Genomic DNA, 17,330 nt, shown 5'->3' on the forward strand with positions numbered 1-17,330 from the left:
ACTGTGTGCACTTCCCGGAGGGTGACGTGGGTCACCCTTGTTTAATACCCCCGGGGGGTATATGTTCATCGACATGAACGCGACACCCCCTCCGCATGACACACACCCGGACCACGGCGGTCACGGTCACCACGCACACCACGCAGGGCACGGCGTCGACACCGCCCCCGCACACCACGATGGCCACGAGAACCACGGCGGTCACGGCACCGGCACTGTTGACGGACACCACGCGCACCACGCAGGTCACGGGGACCACGTGGGCCAGTTCCGCCGCATGTTCTGGCTCATGCTGGTCCTGGCGGTGCCCACCGTCGGGCTGAGCGGCATGTTCGCCGACCTGGTCGGCTACACCCTCCCCGACCTGCCCGGTATCGTCTGGGTCTCCCCGCTCCTGGGCACCGTGATGTACCTCTGGGGCGGCTGGCCCTTCCTGGCCGGCGCCGTCGGCGAGGTCAGGGCGCTCCGGCCGGGCATGATGCTGCTGATCGCCCTGGCCATCACCGTGGCCTTCCTCGCCTCCTGGGGCGCCCACCTGGGTCTGGTCGCCCACCACCTGGACTTCTGGTGGGAGCTGGCGCTGCTGGTGGTCATCATGCTGCTGGGCCACTGGATCGAGATGCGCTCCCTGGCGCAGACCTCCTCGGCCCTGGAGTCGCTGGCCGCGCTGCTGCCCGACGAGGCGGAGAAGGTCGTCGGCGACGAGGTGGTCACCGTGCCGCCCTCCGACCTGGCGGTCGGGGACACGGTGGTCGTCCGGCCCGGGGCCCGGGTCCCGGCCGACGGGGCGGTCGTCGAGGGCACCGCGGACGTGGACGAGTCGATGATCACCGGCGAGTCGCGCCCGGTCAGCCGCGGCCCGGGCGACCGGGTCGTGGCGGGGACCGTCTCCACCGACACCGCCCTGCGCGTCCGGATCACGGCGGTGGGCGACGACACCGCGCTGGCGGGCATCCGGCGGCTGGTCGCCGACGCCCAGAGCTCCTCCTCGCGGGCCCAGCGCCTGGCCGACCGCGCCGCCGCCTGGCTGTTCTGGTTCGCCCTGGCCGCCGGCGTCCTCACCATGGCCGCGTGGTCGCTGTTCGGCATGCCCGACCAGGCCCTGGTACGGACCATCACCGTCCTGGTCATCGCCTGCCCCCACGCCCTCGGGCTGGCGATCCCCCTGGTGGTCTCCATCGCGACCGAGCGCGCCGCGCGGGGCGGCGTCCTGATCAAGGACCGCATGGCCCTGGAGAGCATGCGCACCGCCGACACCGTCCTGTTCGACAAGACCGGGACCCTGACCAAGGGCGAGCCTGTGGTGACCCACGTGGCCCCCGCCGCCGGGCGCGGCGCGGACGAGGTGCTGGCCCTGGCCGCCGCCGTGGAGGCCGACAGCGAACACCCGCTCGCCCGGGCCGTCGTGGCCGCCGCCCGGGGCCGCGGCCTCGACGTTCCCGGAGCGGCCGACTTCCGGGCGTCCACCGCGGTCGGCGTGGCCGCCACGGTCGGGAGCGCGCGGATCAGCGTCGGCGGTCCCGGGATGCTGCGCTCCCACGGCGCGGACGAACTGCCGGTGGCCGACTCCTGGCGGACCGAGGGGGCGATCATCCTGCACGTGCTCGCCGACGGCGAGGTGATCGGCGCGCTGGCGCTGGCCGACGAGGTCCGCGAGGAGTCGCGCCAGGCCGTCCGGGCGCTGCACGCCCTGGGGGTGGAGGTCGTGATGGTCACGGGCGACGCCGAGGCGGTCGCCAGGACCGTCGCGGACGACCTGGGCATCGACCGGGTCTTCGCCCAGGTGCGGCCCGAGGACAAGGGCGCCCGGGTCGCCGAACTCCAGGAGCGGGGCCGCAGGGTGGTCATGGTCGGGGACGGCGTCAACGACGCGCCCGCCCTGGCGCGGGCCGACGTCGGTCTGGCGATCGGCGCGGGTACCGACGTGGCCATCGCCTCGGCCGGGGTGATCCTGGCCAGCGACGACCCCCGGTCGGTCCTGTCGGTCATCGAGCTCTCCCGGGCCGGTTACCGGAAGATGAGGCAGAACCTGTGGTGGGCGGCGGGGTACAACCTCGTGTCGGTTCCGCTCGCCGCCGGTGTGCTGGCACCCGTGGGGTTCGTGATGCCGATGGCCGTGGGCGCGGTGCTGATGTCGCTGTCCACCGTGGTCGTGGCCCTCAACGCCCAGCTGCTGCGCCGCCTGGACCTGTCGCCCGAGGCCGCGACGGCGGCGGCGCTCGGCGGGACCGGAGGCCGGTAGCGGACGCGGACGCCCCTCGGAGGGCGTCCCGTGCCGGGGGTTCGGTGCCGGTGACCACCGCGGTGGTCACCGGCACCCTTGTGACGGGCCGCGGGGAGCGGCACGCGCACCTGTCGAGTCCGGGCCGAGACTTGACCGTTGGGTGCCCGGGAGGAGGCGGCGCAGCGGGCAGACCCCAGAGGACGGCCCCGGGTCGGTGCCGCGGCCCGTGCCGCGGACCCCGTACGACCGTCGGGCGGGACGGAGGGCGCGATGACCGGTGAAGCTCCTGACGAGCGGCGGAGCGTCCTCGCGCGGATCCCCGTCCGGGTCTGGGTGGCCCTGGTCATCCTGGTCGGCGTCGTCGTCTTCGTGGCGCAGAACCGGCAGTCGACCCAGATCCAGCTCCTGGTGGTCTCGGTCGCGGCGCCCCTGTGGGCGACCCTGGCGGGCGCCGCCGTGGCCGGACTGGTCGTCGGTCTGCTCCTGATGCCGTCGATCCGCCGGAGACGGCGCCGCTGAGGTCCGGAGCGGACACCGCCCGGCCGCGGGCGCACGCCTCAGTTCGCGGGGGCGGACCCGGTGAGTTCGACGGTCTCCGGGCCGGATCCGCCACAGCAGCCGCCGTCCCCGTCGGCGGACGCGGCCTCGTCGAACAGGCCCGAGCCGCCGCACACGCCGGTCTCGGGCAGCGTCAGCTCCACCCGCTCGGCGGCCTCGCGGTCCCCGCCGAGCAGCGACACCACGCTCCGGACCTGCTCGTAGCCGGTCAGGGCGAGGAACGTGGGCGCGCGGCCGTAGGACTTCATCCCGGCCAGGTAGAACCCCTCCTCGGGGTGGGACAGCTCGCGCACGCCGTGCGGGTAGACGGTGCCGCAGGAGTGGACGTTCGGGTCGACCAGCGGGGCGAGCTCCACGGGGGCCTGGAGCGTGGCGTCCAGCGACAGCCGGATCTCGGAGAGGAACGACAGGTCGGGGCGGAACCCGGTGAGGGCGACGACCCCGTCCACCGGCTCCAGGTCCCGGCCGTCGTCGTCGGTGAGGACCAGGCCTCCGTCGCGCTCGCGGACCCCGGCGGTGCGGAAGCCCGTCACCACGCGGACGTGTCCGGACTCGACGGCCCTCCGAGCCAGCTCCCCGAGGGCTCCGCGCGCCGGGAGCTGGTCGGCCCCGCCCCCGCCGAACGCGTCACCGACCCCACCGCGCCGCAGCACCCACACCGCCCGGGTGCCGGGGACCTCCTCGGCGATCGCGGCCAAGGCCACCAGCGCGGTCAGCGCCGAGTGGCCGCGCCCCACGACGGCGGTGGTGCGGCCCGCGTACCGCTCCCGGTCGGCGGGGTCGGCGGGGTCGGGGACGCGGTGCGCGATCCGGTCGGCGCACGCCTCCTCGCCCAGGGCGGGCAGGCCGTCGCCGCCCAGCGGGCTGGGGGTCCCCCACGTGCCGGAGGCGTCGATGACCGCCCGGGCCGTCAGGCGCTCCTCGCCTCCGGCGGTACGCACGCGCACGGTGAACGGCAGCTCCGCCCGGCCGGCGTCGACCACGCGGTCGCGGCCCCGACGGGTGACGCCGACGACCTCGGTGTTCAGGCGCACACGATCGCCGAGGCGGTCGGCGAGCGGGCGCAGGTAGGAGTCGACCCACTCGCGGCCGGTCGGGTACGCGTCGTCGGCGGGGCGACGCCAGCCGGTGTCGGCCAGCAGCCGCTCGGCGGCGGGGGAGACCAGGTCCGGCCAGGGGGAGAACAGCCGCACGTGGCCCCACTCCGCGACCGCCGCGCCCGGGGCCTCCCCCCTCTCCAGGACCAGGACCGGCAGGCCGCGTGCGACCGACTCCGCAGCCGCGGCCAGACCCACCGGACCGGCACCGATCACCACGACGGGGTACTCCTCCATGACGCACTCCTCTTCATCGACTGGCGTCTATGGTGGAACTGTAGAGATCCACATCGATGAAATCAACATCGATGACGGTCGATATAGATCATCGTTGATAATGGGGCCATGACCACCACGACACCCGCGCGGGCGGCCGCCGAGCCCCTGCGCTCCGAGGACGCCGAGACCTACGCCTCCTGGTTCGCCTGCCTGGCCGAGCCCGCGCGCGTGCGCCTGCTGCACGCCGTGGCCGCCGCGCCCGCCCCGATCAGCGTCGGCGCGCTGGCCGACGCGGTCGGTCTGCGTCAGCCCACCGTCTCCCACCACCTGCGCAAGCTCGCCGACGTGGGCTTCGTGACCCTGGCCAAGGTCGGCACGTCCACGCACGTGGCGGTCAACCCCGCCTGCTGCACCGGCCTGCCGCACGCCGCCGACGCCGTCATGGGCCTGCTGTCCTCCCGTCCCTGCTGCCCCGCCGACCTGCCCGAGGACGTGGCCGTGCGGGAGATGGACGCCGGTGACACCGACGACGTGCTGCGGATCTACGCGGAGGGCATCGCCACCGGGCACGCCACCTTCGAGACCGAGGTGCCCGACGCGCGCGACCTGGACGCCCGGTGGCTTCCCGGCCACCGCTGGGTCGCCGAGATCGGCGGGCGCGTCGTCGGGTGGGCGTCGGCCGCGCCGGTCTCCGACCGGAAGGTGTACGCCGGGGTCGCGGAGACCTCCGTCTACGTCGCGGAGGGGGCGCGCGGGCGCGGGGTCGGCAGGGCGCTCATCCACCGCCAGGTCACCGCCGCCGACGCGGGCGGGCTCTGGACGCTCCAGACCTCGGTCTTCCCGGAGAACAAGGCGAGTCTGGCCCTGCACCGCGCGGCGGGCTTCCGCACGCTGGGAGTGCGTGAGCGGATCGCCCGCCACCACGGGGTGTGGCGCGACACGGTGCTGCTGGAGCGGCGCCGGCCCGACGGGGAGCCGGCCGCGGCGCGCTCGTCCGCGTGCGACTGCCCGCCCTCCGGTGCGGCGGGCTGAGGCCGGTCCTTTGTCAGCGGTTCCCGGCCGCGCCGAGCTCGTCGAGCAGGCCCGCCACGAGCCCCCGGATCTCGTCGCGGATCGGGCGCACGGCCGCCACGCCCTGCCCGGCCGGGTCGGGCAGCGCCCAGTCCAGGTAGCGCTTGCCGGGGAAGTGGGGGCACACGTCGCCGCAGCCCATCGTGACGCACACGTCGGAGACCTCGACCGCGTCCGCGGTCAGGACCCTGGGCCGCTGGTCGGTGATGTCGATCCCGACCTCGGCCATGGCCTCCACCACGGCCGGGTTCACGGCGTCCGCCGGGGCCGAGCCCGCCGAACGCACCTCCACCCGGTCGCCCGCCAGGTGGCGCAGCCAGGCGGCGGCCATCTGGGAGCGCCCCGCGTTGTGCACGCAGACGAAGAGGACGGAGGGTGTGTCGGCCATGGGGATCTCCCGTTGGTCGGAGTGTCGCATCAGCTCTGGCTGATGTGAGAGTATCAGTCCATGCTGACATCAGCCGACACTGATCTGATCAGGGTGTTGGGCGACCCGCTGCGCACGCGGATCGTCGCCCTGCTCGCCCACGAGACGCTGTGCACCACGCACCTGGTCGAGGAGACCGGCGCGAGGCAGACCAACCTGTCCAACCACCTGAGGGTCCTGCGTGAGGCCGGGGTGGTCGAGACCGAGCCGTGCGGGCGCTACACCTACTACCGGCTCCGCCCCGAGGCGCTGGAGGGCCTGGCCGGAGCCCTCGGCCAGCTCGCCGCCGCCGCCCGCGCCACGGCCGCCGCCGACCGGAAGCGGGCGTGCACGTGACCCGCGCCGACACCGCGACCACCGCCGCCGGTTCCGTCGCCGCCAAGCTCTCCACCCTGGATCGGTTCCTCGCGGTCTGGATCCTGCTCGCCATGGCCGTCGGCCTCGGCCTGGGCCGCCTGGTCCCCGGCCTGGACGCCGTACTGGCCGCCCTGGAGGTCGGCGGGATCTCCCTGCCCATCGCGCTCGGGCTGCTCGTCATGATGTACCCGGTGCTGGCCAAGGTCCGCTACGACCGCCTCGACACCGTCACCGGCGACCGGCGTCTGCTGGTCTCCTCACTGGTGGTGAACTGGGTCGTCGGCCCCGCCGTGATGTTCGCGCTGGCCTGGGCCTTCCTGCCCGACCTGCCCGAGTACCGCACCGGACTGATCATCGTGGGCCTGGCCCGCTGTATCGCCATGGTCATCATCTGGAACGACCTGGCCTGCGGCGACCGCGAGGCGGCGGCCGTGCTCGTGGCCCTCAACTCCCTCTTCCAGGTGCTCGCCTTCGGGCTCCTGGGCTGGTTCTACCTCGACCTGCTCCCGGGCTGGCTCGGCCTGGACGGCTCCGGTCTGGACGTCTCCCCCGCGATGATCGCCCTCAACGTCGTGATCTTCCTCGGCGTCCCCCTGGCCGCCGGGTTCCTCACCCGCCGCCTGGGGGAGAGGCGGATGGGCCGGGAACGCTACGAGGGCGTGTTCCTGCCCCGGATCGGCCCGTGGGCGCTGTACGGACTGCTGTTCACGATCGTGCTGCTGTTCGCCCTCCAGGGCGGCACCATCACCAGCCGACCGCTGGACGTGATCAGGATCGCCCTGCCGCTGCTGGTCTACTTCGCCCTCATGTGGTTCGGCACCTTCGCCCTGGGCAGGGCGATCGGGATGGGGTACGACCGCACCGCCACGCTCGCCTTCACCGCCGCGGGCAACAACTTCGAGTTGGCGATCGCGGTGGCCGTCGCCACCTTCGGCGTCACCTCGGGCCAGGCGCTGGCCGGGGTCGTCGGACCGCTGATCGAGGTCCCGGTCCTCGTCGCCCTGGTGTACGTGTCGCTGGCCTGGCGGCGGCGCTTCCCGGCCCCGGCGACACAGCCGGGGTAGCCGACGGTGCGACCCGGGCGGGGGGTCTCGGCGGGGGGTGAGAGCATGGAGGGGATGTCCGAGAGCCAGCCGTGCCGCCCGTTGCGCGCCGGGGTGTTCACCCTGGTGTGCGCGAGCCTGTCCGCGCACGGGCACGCTCTGAGCTCCGGGCACGACGTCCCCCTCGCCGGCCTCCTGCTCGGCGTGGCCGTGGTCATGGCCATGGCCTGGGCCGCCGCCAGACGCCGCCACGGTCCGCTGGTCCTGGCCGGGTGGATGCTGTGGGGCCAGTTCGCCCTGCACCTGGCGTTCAGCTACACCCAGCTCTGGGGCGGCGGGCACGGCGCCCACCCGGCCTCGGCCGACAACCCCGCCCTCGCCACCGACGCGGCGGCCTACTCGGCCAGCGTCGCCGAGGCCCCGGCGGGCGGGGCGCTGTCGACGTGGCAGATGCTCGCCATGCACGTCGTGGCCGCGCTGCTCAGCGCGTGGTGGCTGCACCGCGGGGAGAACGCCCTCTTCGCCTTCCTGCGCTTCATGGCGCTCACCCTCCTGCCGCTCCTGGTCGTCCTGGGCCGGGTGCGGATCCTCCCCGAACCCGGAACCGGCCGGGGGCCGTGGAACGACGAGGAACGGCCCCAGCCGCTCCTTCCCTACCTCCGGCACACGCGGATCCTGCGGGGGCCGCCCCCGGTTCCGCGCACCGCCTGAGCGTCCGGCGCCCCCCGACCACAGCACACGGTCTCCGTCCGCGCTGCCGTCCGGCACCCCGCGGCCCGCCGTGCTGCCCGCCCCGCGTCCCCGACGCGCCCGCTCCCGACGCTCCGGCCGTGCACGGCCACGCCACCGGTGGTCCGCCACCGGAACGCCAGAGCCATCCCCGCGCCCGCGGTCGCCGCGACGGGCGGCCCCTCGCCGTCCGACGCTGCCTCGACCGCGCGCGGTGACCGAAGGAGCACACGTGACCGCGCTCGTCGAGACCCGACCCCCCCTACCCCCGGACGGACACGCGTCCGCCCGGACCGCCCCGTCCCCGGACGGCCACCCGGAGCGGGAGGACCTGACCCTCCTGGCGCTGCGGGCCAAGGAGGGCGGCGTGGAGGAGATGAACTGCCTCTTCTCGCTGACCCGCGACCACGTCGCGCGCTTCATCGCGCGCCGCGTGGACCCCTCCTGGGTCGACGACCTGACCCAGGAGACCTTCTCCCGTGCCATGCGCGGTCTGACCCGCTACGAGGGCCGGGCCCCGGTGCGCTCGTGGCTGCTGTCGGTGGCCCGGCACACCGTCGCCGACCGCTACCGCTCGCACGGCCGCGCACCGCGCCACGAGCCCGTGGACGACTGGTCGCGGTTCGACGCCGGGACCGCCCCCGGGCGGTTCGACGAGTACCTGGCCCTCCTCGACCTGCTGAGGGCACTGCCCGAGGACCGCAGGAGGGCCTTCGTCCTCACCCAGATCGAGGGGGTCCCCTACGCCGAGGCGGCCCGGAGTATCGGCGTGCCCATCGGCACGGTCCGGTCCCGGGTGGCACGCGGGCGCCGCGACCTGCTGCGCCTGCTGCGTGAGGCCGCCTGAGACCGACTCCCCGGGGCGCGCCCGCCGGCGCGCCCCGCCCCGGACCCACGACCGCGCGCGGGATCCGCGCGCGGCCCACCACCAAGGAGACAGATGACACCCCGGACCCTCCGGCCCGCCCGCTGGCGGACCGCCGCCGCGTCGGCGGCCCTCCTCGCCCTCACCGCGGCCTGCTCCACGGGGGCCTCCACGGCGGACGCCGAGTACTACCTCGACCTGTCCGACGAACCGATGCCCGCCTCCACCGCGGAGCTGACCACGGTCGACGGCGGCCCCTGGACCTTCGCCGACGTCGCCGACGACCGTCTCACCCTGCTCTTCTTCGGCTACACCAGCTGTCCCGACGTGTGCCCGACGACCATGGCCGACATCAACCTGGCCCTGGACGATGCGGGCGAGACCGCGGCGGACTTCGACGTCGTGATGGTCTCGACCGACCCCGCACGGGACACCGACGAGCAGCTCCGCTCCTGGCTGGACCGCTTCGACCCGGAGTTCCAGGGCGTGCGCGGCGACGTCGACACCACGGTCGGGGCCGCCGCCGACTACGGCATCGCCATCGAGGCCCCCGAGGAGACCGACGGCGAGTACCTGGTCACCCACGGCGGACGGATCGTCGTCCTGCTGCCCGACGGCCGTGCGGCCGGCATGTTCGACGAGGGCACCGAGGCCGACCGGATCGCCGAACTCCTGCCCGCGCTCCGGGACGACCTGCTGTGAGTGCCACCCCGCGCGGCCCCGGGGACGACGCCCGGAGCGGGGGCGCGCCGGAGCCCGGGAACGAGGTCCGGAGCGGATCCCGCCGCGTCTCCCGGCGCGGCCTGCTGTCCGCCGCGGGCGCGGCCGGGCTCACCGGGCTCGGCGCGGGCGGCCTGGGCGGATACGCCTCCGCCGCCGCGGTCGGCGCCGGTGCGGACGACGGGTCCGCGCTCGCCTCCGTGCGCGCCCGGGGCGGCCCCGAGGCGGGGCGGCCCCCGGCCCTGCGCGTGCCCACGCCCGCGCACGTCCAGGTGCTCGCCGTGGACGTCCGGGCACAGGAGGCGGCGGACGTGCGCGCCTGCGCCCGGGAGGTGCTGGACGTCTGGCACGGGGAGGCGGCCGCCCTGCACGGGCGGGGGCTGGCCGCGGTCGACGAGGGCGCGCCCTCCGACGGGCTGCGCCCCGCCTCCCTGGGGGTCACCGTCGGCCTGGGCGGGTCGCTCCTGGACCGGGCGGGGCTGGCCGACCGCCGCCCGCCCCACCTGGCGGACCTGCCGCGGTTCGGCGCCGACGACCTCGAACCCGGCTGGTGCGGCGGTGACCTGATGCTGCACGTGGGGGCCGAGGACCCGGTGGTGGTCAGTTCGGCCGTCGAGTACCTGCTGCGCCGCGCCGGGGGCCGGGTCCGGGTGCGCTGGGCCCTGCCCGGATTCCAGCGCTCACCGGTGGTTGCCGAGGACCACACCGCCACCCCGCGCAACCTCATGGGCAGCGTCGACGGCACGGTCAACCCGGAACCGGCCGAGCCCCTGTTCGACTCCCAGGTCCTGGCCGCGCACCCGGAGGAGGCGTTGGCGTGGATGGACGGCGGCTCCTACGTCGTGGTCCGGCGTATCCGCATGCTGCTCCACGACTGGTTCGCGCTGGAGACCGGTGAGCGGGAGGCGGTGATCGGCCGCCGCCTGTCGGACGGCGCGCCGCTGGGCGGCGACGGGGAGGACGACCGACCCGACCTGGCCGCCCGCGACGACGACGGGGAACCGGTCATCCCGCGCCGTGCGCACGTCCGGCTCGCCAGCCCGGAGAGCACCCTGGGAGCACGGATGCTGCGCAGGGGGTTCAACTACGACCTGGGGTGGGACACCGGGGGGCGCAGACAGGCGGGGCTGCTCTTCACCGCCTGGCAGGCCGATCCGAGGTCGGGCTTCACGGCCGTGCAGACCAGTCTCGACGAGGGCGCGGACGCGCTGAACGATTTCATCCGGCACGAGGGGAGCGCCGTGTTCGCGGTTCCGCCCGTGCCCGAGAGCGGGTCCGGCCTGGCCGGAACGCTGTTGTGAGACCGCCGACCGGCCGGGAACCGGGGCGGGGGATCCGACGACTCCGTATCCGAGCGCCGGGGAGCACCGGCCGACACCGCACACGAGGGGGAACGAGGAAGCATGCCGAGTGAAGGGGCCGGCGCGGGACGCCGTGCACCGGGTGCCGCCGCGGCGGTGGCCGTCCTCCTGGCCGTCACCGCCTGCGGGGGGACCGGGGAGACCGCCGCCCGCGGAGCCCCGGCCGACGCCCGCGCGGCGGACCGGGGCGCCGCCGAGGCGGCGGACCTGCGGATCTCCGGCGCGTGGATGCCCGAACCCGCCAACCCGGAGGTGGGCGCGGTCTACCTGCGCGTGGAGAACGGAGCCGAGGCCGACGACGCCATCACCGCGGCGGCCGCCGACGCCTCCGACGACGTGGGCCTGTACACCACCGGGACCACCGACTCCGGGGCCTCGATGATGCGCGCCGTCGAGGAGATCCCCGTCCCCGGCGGCGGTGCGACCGAACTGATGGCGGGCGGCTACCACGTCATGGTCAACGACCTGCCCGAGCCGCTCGCGGTCGGCGACGAGGTCACCCTCACCCTGACCTTCGCCAGCGAGGAGGAACTGGAGGTCGCCGTGCCCGTCCAGCCGATGACCGCCGGGGACGGCGGCGAGGACGCGCACGGGGGACACCACTGAGTTCACCGCCGCCCTCCGCGCCGAGGGCGGCGGTGGGGCGACGACGCCCCCCGTACCGCCTCTGCGGTCGCCGAGGCCACCGCGGAGGCGCCACGGGGGGCGGACCGCGACGGGTCCGTCCCGTCCGCGGAGTCGCCCGCGCCCGCCCCGGGCGGCCGTTGCGCCGCCCGGGGCGTCCGTGCCGTTGCTGATGCCGTGATGTCGTGATCCGGGAACTCCGCGCCGGTTTGTGACGACTCCTGTCGGGAGGGCACCGTCCAACGGAAGGCGGGTGAGGCGTGCCAGCACCGGGAGCCGGGATCCGGATCGAAGCACTGACCTGCGACCACGGCCCGGTCAGGGCCGTGGACGGGGTCGACCTCGACATCGGGGCCGGAAGCCGCGTCGCCCTGGTCGGCACGAACGGCTCGGGCAAGTCGACCCTGGTCCGCGCGGTCCTCGGACTGCACCGACCCTCCTCCGGCACCATCGCCGTCGACGGGCACGTCGCCCGCACCGCCCGGGACTGGGCACGGCGCCGACGCGCGTGCGCGTGGATCCCGCAACGCCAGTCGGCGGGGTCCTTCCCCCTCCTGGTCCGCGAGCTCCTCGAAAGCGGCGGACCCGGCACGGGGTCCGCCCACGCCGCCGCCGACGACCTCGGCGTCGGACACCTCCTGAACCGACCGGTCGCCACCCTCTCCGGCGGGCAGCTCCAGCGCGTGCATCTGGCGCGTGTGATCGGGCGCGTCGCCGCCGGCGCGGGGGTGGTCCTGGCCGACGAGCCGACCGCCGCGCTCGACTTCGACGCCCGCCGCGAGGCCGCCCGCCACCTGCTCTCCCTGGGGGTCACGACCCTGGTCGTCACCCACGACCCCGACCTCGCGGCCGACTGCGACCGGCGGTTGGAGATGGCGGCGGGCCGGCTCCGGGAGGCCGCGTGACCGACGCGGACACCCTGATCGCCCTCCTGGCCATGCCCGCCGTCCAACGCGCCGCCCTCGGACTGTTCCTGGGCGCGGTCGGGCTGCCCCTGGTCGGGGTGCTCATCGTCGGGCTGGACATCATGCCGGTGCGCTTCGCGATGATGCACGTCGCCCTGCTGGGGATCGCCGTCGGACTGCTCACCGGGGCCGATCCCACCCTGTGCGCGCTGGTGGCCTGCGCCTGCGCCGGAGCGGCGGTCAGCCCCCTGGCGGACCGGCCCGGCGGCCTGTCCGGCGGGATGGGGCTGCTGATGAGCCTGGCCATGGCGGCGGCGCTGCTGCTCATCGCGGTCTCGGGGACCAACGCCGCCGGCGCCTTCGCCCTCCTGTGGGGCTCGATCCTGTCGGTGCGCACCGTCGACCTGGTCATCCTCGGCTGCCTGGCCGTGCTCGTCCCCGGCCTCCTCGTCCTCTTCCGCCGCCAGCTCGCCCTGCTCCTGCACGACCGCGAACTCGCCCTGGTCAGCGGTGTGCGCGTCCGGTGGTTCACCCTCGTCCTGCTGGTGATCGTCGCCGTCGCCGTGGCCGGGGCGATCCGGCTGACCGGCGCGCTGCTGGTCGACGCGCTCACCATCCTGCCCGCCCTGGCCGCGCGCCGGCTGGGCTCCTCCCTGACCTCGATCGCGGTCTGGGCCGTGGCGTGCGGTCTGGCCGGCACGGTCGCCGGCTTCGCCCTCGCGCTCCTCCTCGACCTTCCCCCCGGACCCGTCCTGGTCCTGACGGCCGGGCTCCTCGCCGTGGCCGCCCACCTCCTCCCCGAAAGGACACGCCGCGCATGGCACCGCACCCCGCACTCCTCCGACCCCTCGCACTGAGTTCCGCCGCGCTGCTGCTGACCGGCTGCGCCGCGGGCGCGGGCACGGGCGACGACGCGGACGGCTCCGACGCCGAGGGGCCCGCGATCGTGGCCACCACCACCTGGCAGGGGGCGTTCGCCGCCGCGGCCGGGGCCGAGGACGTCACGGTGATCGTGCCCGCCGACGTCCAGCACGCTCCCGAGTACGAGCCCGCCCCCTCCGACCTGGCGGCCGTGGCCGAGGCGGACTACGTGCTCTACAGCCCCTTCGAGCCGTTCGCCCGGCAGATCACGGACGCGGCGGGCGGTGACGCGGAGACGGTCGAGGTGGAGCTGGACAACTCCCCGGACACCGTCGCCGCCGAGGTCACCCGCCTGGGCGGGCTGTTCGGCACCTCCGACGCCGCCCAGGCGTGGCTGTCGGCCTTCGACGAGGAGCGCGTGCGGATCGCCGGGGACCTCGCCGGGCAGTGGCCGGACCGGGAGGCGCCGCGCGCCGTCGCGCAGGTCTACGCCGCCTGGGCCGCCGACCTCGCCGGGGCGGATCTGGTCGGGACCTACGGGCCGGAGCAGCCGGGCGCCTCCGACGTGGCCGATCTGGCCGGGGCCGAGCCCGCGTTCGTGTTCGAGAACACGCACATGTCCGCGGGCCGGGTGCTGCCCGACTCCGGCGCGCTCCAGATCGGGGTGGTCAACTACCCCGGCGAGGACCTGGACCTGATCGCGCTGTACGAGGCCAACGCGCGCACCATCGCCGAGGCGTTCGCGGGCCGCGAGGCCGAGCCCGGAGCCGGGGGCCGCGGAGGGCACACGGACCACGGGGGCGGGGACTCCGAGGAGTAGGCCGGACCGGTCCCCTCCCGGCGGCGGGGCGGGACCGGCCCCGCCACCGGGGCTCGCCGCGGCGACGCGTCCGCCGGTCGGCCGCGGTCAGTCGACGAGGGAGCGCAGGGCCGCCCGGTCCACCTTGCCCGCGGCGGTCAGGGGCAGCCGGTCGACCCGCAGGACCCGCTCCGGGCACTTGCACGGGTCCAACCCGCCCTCCTTGAGGTGGACGGCCAGTGCCGCGACGTCCGGCGGCTCCGCGCCGCCGCGCGGCACCAGCGCCGCGACCAGCCGCTCGCCCATGAGCCGGTCCGGGATCCCGAAGCAGCAGGCGTCCGACACGGCCGGGTGGGTGCGCACGGCGGCCTCCACCTCGACCGGGCTGATGTTGGCGCCGCCCCGGATCACCACGTCCTTGAGCCGTCCGACCACCCGCAGCAGGCCCCGGCCGTCCAGGACGCCCAGGTCCCCGGTGCGCACCCACCCGTCGGCGGTGCGGTCGCCCCCGTCCCCGCCGACACGGCACAGCGGGGTCATCGGACCCAGCGCCACGATCTCGCCCGCGGCGCCCGCGGCCGCGTCCCTCCCGTCGGCGTCCACCACGCGGACGGACACGACGCCGGGGTCGGGCCGCCCCGCCGGACGGCCGGGGCCGGACTCGTCGCACGGGTCGCCGTCCAGGCCGGTGTGGCAGTTGACGCCGTCCGCCGACCCGTAGAGGTTGACCACGGGCCCGCCGAAGACCTTGCGCGCCCGCCGGGCCGTGTCGGGGTCCAGCGGAGCCCCGCCCAGTACCAGGACCGCGCCGCCGCCGGGGCGGGGGCAGCGGTCCAGGTCGAGCATCATGCGGATCATCGTGGGCACGCCGAGTACGTGGGTGGGGTCGTGCTCGCCGATCGTCGCCAGGGCGCGGTCGGCGTCGAAGCGGTCGTTGAGCAGCAGCGTTCCGCCGTGCCGGGCCAGCACCACCGAGGTGGCGTTGCTGCCGAAGGCCGACCCGAGCGGAACCAGGAAGTGTGCCCGGAAGGGGTCGGTGCCCAGCCGCAGGGAGGCGATGAAGTTGCCGCGGCCGCCCGCGAGCGCGTCGTGGGAGTAGGCCACCATCCTGGGCCGGGCCTCCGAGCCGGAGGAGACCAGGATCCGGGCGGCCGAGGACGCGTCCACGTCGGGCAGGTCGGACTCCGCGGCCGGGGTGTCGGTCGCCGACGACAGCCGCCCCCGGGCGTCCACGCCCACCACCCAGCGCAGGGCGGGCAGGCGCGGGCGCAGTGCCTCGGCGGTCCGCACGGGGGAGCGCCCCCGGTGCTCGGCGGCGGCGACGAGCAGCACCGCACCGGAGTCGCGCAGCAGGGTCTCGACCTCCGAGGCGCCGCGTCCCACCGGGAGGGGCAGCGCCACGGCGCCGACCGCCGCGACCGCCAGTTCGGCGGCCACCGCCGCCGCGTGGTTGGGGAGTTGGACGGCCACGACCTCGCCGGGGCGCACCCCCAGGTCGATCAGGGACCCGGCCACGCGCAGGACCTCGCGGCGCAGGGCCGCGTACGTCACCCGTCCGCGGTCGTCCACGACCGCCTCCCGGTCGGGGTGGGCCAGGGCGACGTTGCGGAACAGCCGGTAGACGCCCGTGCCGAGGTAGTGGCCCTCGTCCCGCCACCGTGCGCGCAGGCGGGCGGGGACCAGGTCGGGGAAGGGGGAGCCTGGGGTGCGGGGCGTCATGAGATCCTCCACGGTGAGTCGACCGCCAGGAGTCCGTCGGGAGTACGGGAGAGCAGCGGTCCCAGGCGCGGATCGTGTTCGAGACCGCGCAGGTCGGTGGTGACCCTGCGGCCGTCCGGTGCGGGGGTCCCGGCACGGGGGCCACCGGCCAACAGGTCGGCCGCCGCGCGCAGGGAACTCTCCACGGACACCGCCGAGCCCAGGCGCTCACGGGCCAGGAGGGCGCCGGTGACGGCCTGGGCGCCGAGGAAACCGCCCAGGACGTCGAGCACGGTCATCAGGGAGGCGACCGTGGCGCGGCCGGGGGCGCGCGCGGGAGCGGTGAGCCCCTCGTGGGCCTGGACCATGAAGTCGGTGCCCGGAGGCAGGCCGTCGGCCGGGCCGCCCCAGCCGGAGGTGTAGGCGTACACCAGGCGCGGGTTGACCGCGGCCAGGGAGGTGGCGTCCAGACCGAGCCGCTCGGCGTTGCCGGGGGCCCAGTTGTGCAGGAAGACGTCGGCGTCGCGCACGAGGTCGCGCAGGTCGCGGCGGCCCCGGTCGCTCTTGATGTCCACCTCGGCGGCGTCCTTGCCGCGGTTGAGCGCCGACCAGCGCGCGGAGAGTCCGCCGCACGTCGGAGGCATGCCGCGCAGCGGGTCGCCGCCGGGCGGTTCGATCCGCACGACCGCCGCGCCGAGCGACCGGAGGAGGTGGGCGGCCAGCGGCGCCTGGATGCGGCGGCCCGCCTCCAGGACGCGGAGGCCGGTCAGGGGAAGGCTGTGGGGGTCGACGGTCGACGCGGGGCTGGAGTGACGCACGGGAGGGGAGGTGTCCGTGAGCACGGGGCGCAGTGCCCAGGGCGGCCGCTGCCCGGTCTCCCGTCGCGGGTTCCGGGGGGCGTCCGGGAGCCGTACCAGGCCGATCCCGGCGTGCCCGGCGGCGGCTCGCACGTCCGTCCAGGAGTTCGCGGCGGCGGCCGACCGCAGTTCCTCCGGGAGCGGTGCGCGGGCGGTCGCGTAGCGGAACTGGAACGGGGCCCAGCCCGCGCTGATCGCGCGCCTGGGAGCACCCAGACCGGTCCAGAAGCGGTCCCAGGGTTCGGGGGCGAGGGCCTCGATCTCGAAGTCCACTCCGTCGCCGCTGGTGAACGTGGCGCTGCCCGGCTCCGGGGGGACGGCCTCGCCGTCGTCGGCGGCCGCGGCGGCCAGGTACTGGGAGACGGTGAGCAGGGCGCACGCCTCCGCGCCGGTGTGGACGGTCGCGGCGTGCCCGGAGCGCAGGCGCAGGAGTTCCGCGGCCAGGAGGCCCGTGACGTGGGCGGTGGCGGCCACGGTGCCGACGTAGGCCAGGGGCAGGGGTTCGGGGGTGCCGTGTCGGCGGCCGTGGACGGCCATGAGCCCCGTGCGGGCCTGGAGGTCGGTCTCGCCGTCGGCGTGCGCGGGCCAGTCCAGGACGGCTCCGACGCCGTGCGGGAGCCGGAGGCGGGAGGAGGCGGGGGCGCCGTCGGCCGGGGCGTCCGGTACCCCGGCGCCGAGGGACCGGAGCTGGCGCGCGGTGTGGCGGTACGGCTCACCGCCTCCGCCGCAGGACGGGCGGATGCCCGCCAGGGGCGGTGGGGCCGGGGGAACAGTGGAGGTCATGGGGTGTGCCTCGCGAATTCTGTCCGGAGGAGTCGGTTCGGGGAGGGGGCGGGGGAACTCGTCGATCGTCCGCTTCGACCTTTCTGTCGCACGAACAGTCGCCGTCCGGGGACGGATGGTTCCCGCACGGCC

General features: G+C 75.7%; 17 protein-coding genes. 13 read left to right on the plus strand and 4 right to left on the minus strand.

The features are described 5' to 3' along the window. Positions 1-73 precede the first annotated feature (73 nt). Together ACTVAJ_RS12665 and ACTVAJ_RS12670 are read left to right on the plus strand one after the other, a co-directional pair. The gene (locus tag ACTVAJ_RS12665) at positions 74-2,242 is read left to right on the plus strand and encodes a heavy metal translocating P-type ATPase (protein WP_470388326.1); all 2,169 of its coding nucleotides are present in this window, start codon (positions 74-76) and stop codon (positions 2,240-2,242) included. A 252-nt stretch (positions 2,243-2,494) separates the two neighbouring features. Then, positions 2,495-2,743 (plus strand): LapA family protein, encoded by a 249-nt coding sequence (locus ACTVAJ_RS12670; protein ID WP_470388327.1) that lies wholly within the window; start codon positions 2,495-2,497, stop codon positions 2,741-2,743. A 38-nt stretch (positions 2,744-2,781) separates the two neighbouring features. Here the strand turns inward: ACTVAJ_RS12670 and ACTVAJ_RS12675 are convergent, their stop codons facing one another. After that, a complete protein-coding gene (locus ACTVAJ_RS12675) occupies positions 2,782-4,116 on the minus strand; it encodes an FAD-dependent oxidoreductase (protein WP_470388328.1) in 1,335 nt (444 codons plus the stop codon). Positions 4,117-4,224: 108 nt separating this feature from the next. On the opposite strand from ACTVAJ_RS12675, the gene ACTVAJ_RS12680 reads away from it, so the two are divergent. Further along, positions 4,225-5,130, plus strand: coding sequence for a helix-turn-helix domain-containing GNAT family N-acetyltransferase (locus ACTVAJ_RS12680; protein WP_470388329.1), 906 nt, complete (start codon positions 4,225-4,227; stop codon positions 5,128-5,130). Positions 5,131-5,143: 13 nt separating this feature from the next. Here the strand turns inward: ACTVAJ_RS12680 and ACTVAJ_RS12685 are convergent, their stop codons facing one another. Then, positions 5,144-5,557 (minus strand): arsenate reductase ArsC, encoded by a 414-nt coding sequence (locus tag ACTVAJ_RS12685; protein WP_470388330.1) that lies wholly within the window; start codon positions 5,555-5,557, stop codon positions 5,144-5,146. A 60-nt stretch (positions 5,558-5,617) separates the two neighbouring features. On the opposite strand from ACTVAJ_RS12685, the gene ACTVAJ_RS12690 reads away from it, so the two are divergent. The 10 genes from ACTVAJ_RS12690 to ACTVAJ_RS12735 all read left to right on the plus strand — a co-directional run bounded on the left by ACTVAJ_RS12690 (position 5,618) and on the right by ACTVAJ_RS12735 (position 13,881). Continuing rightward, positions 5,618-5,932, plus strand: a complete 315-nt coding sequence (locus ACTVAJ_RS12690; RefSeq protein ID WP_470388331.1) for an ArsR/SmtB family transcription factor — start codon at positions 5,618-5,620, stop codon at positions 5,930-5,932. Next, positions 5,929-7,017, plus strand: coding sequence for an ACR3 family arsenite efflux transporter (gene arsB / locus ACTVAJ_RS12695; protein WP_470388491.1), 1,089 nt, complete (start codon positions 5,929-5,931; stop codon positions 7,015-7,017). Before ACTVAJ_RS12690 ends, arsB begins: the two co-directional genes overlap by 4 nt. 54 nt (positions 7,018-7,071) lie before the next feature. Beyond that, complete coding sequence (locus tag ACTVAJ_RS12700; protein WP_470388332.1) at positions 7,072-7,707, plus strand: hypothetical protein; 636 nt, start codon at positions 7,072-7,074, stop codon at positions 7,705-7,707. A 250-nt stretch (positions 7,708-7,957) separates the two neighbouring features. Further along, positions 7,958-8,572 (plus strand): sigma-70 family RNA polymerase sigma factor, encoded by a 615-nt coding sequence (locus ACTVAJ_RS12705; protein WP_470388333.1) that lies wholly within the window; start codon positions 7,958-7,960, stop codon positions 8,570-8,572. 93 nt (positions 8,573-8,665) lie between these two features. Next, positions 8,666-9,292 carry an SCO family protein gene (locus tag ACTVAJ_RS12710; protein WP_470388334.1) on the plus strand — a complete coding sequence of 209 codons (627 nt, stop codon included), beginning with the start codon at positions 8,666-8,668 and terminating at the stop codon, positions 9,290-9,292. A gap of 101 nt (positions 9,293-9,393) precedes the next feature. Further along, on the plus strand, positions 9,394-10,611 hold the full coding sequence (locus tag ACTVAJ_RS12715) for a Dyp-type peroxidase (RefSeq protein ID WP_470388492.1): 1,218 nt from the start codon (positions 9,394-9,396) through the stop codon (positions 10,609-10,611). A gap of 102 nt (positions 10,612-10,713) precedes the next feature. Beyond that, a complete protein-coding gene (locus ACTVAJ_RS12720) occupies positions 10,714-11,277 on the plus strand; it encodes a copper chaperone PCu(A)C (protein ID WP_470388335.1) in 564 nt (187 codons plus the stop codon). Positions 11,278-11,555: 278 nt separating this feature from the next. Beyond that, entirely contained in the window at positions 11,556-12,200 is a 645-nt protein-coding gene (locus ACTVAJ_RS12725) for an ATP-binding cassette domain-containing protein (protein ID WP_470388336.1), read from the plus strand. Continuing rightward, positions 12,197-13,057 carry a metal ABC transporter permease gene (locus tag ACTVAJ_RS12730; RefSeq protein WP_470388337.1) on the plus strand — a complete coding sequence of 287 codons (861 nt, stop codon included), beginning with the start codon at positions 12,197-12,199 and terminating at the stop codon, positions 13,055-13,057. Before ACTVAJ_RS12725 ends, ACTVAJ_RS12730 begins: the two co-directional genes overlap by 4 nt. After that, complete coding sequence (locus ACTVAJ_RS12735) at positions 13,018-13,881, plus strand: metal ABC transporter solute-binding protein, Zn/Mn family (protein WP_470388338.1); 864 nt, start codon at positions 13,018-13,020, stop codon at positions 13,879-13,881. Before ACTVAJ_RS12730 ends, ACTVAJ_RS12735 begins: the two co-directional genes overlap by 40 nt. Positions 13,882-13,968: 87 nt before the next feature. Here the strand turns inward: ACTVAJ_RS12735 and ACTVAJ_RS12740 are convergent, their stop codons facing one another. Both ACTVAJ_RS12740 and ACTVAJ_RS12745 read right to left on the minus strand, forming a co-directional pair. Beyond that, entirely contained in the window at positions 13,969-15,579 is a 1,611-nt protein-coding gene (locus tag ACTVAJ_RS12740; RefSeq protein ID WP_470388339.1) for a class I adenylate-forming enzyme family protein, read from the minus strand. Next, positions 15,576-17,198, minus strand: coding sequence for a CoA transferase (locus ACTVAJ_RS12745; RefSeq protein ID WP_470388340.1), 1,623 nt, complete (start codon positions 17,196-17,198; stop codon positions 15,576-15,578). The genes ACTVAJ_RS12740 and ACTVAJ_RS12745 overlap by 4 nt, the downstream gene beginning before the upstream one ends. Positions 17,199-17,330: the final 132 nt, after the last annotated feature.

The organism is Nocardiopsis sp. KDC1DS13DA1 (assembly GCF_055632325.1).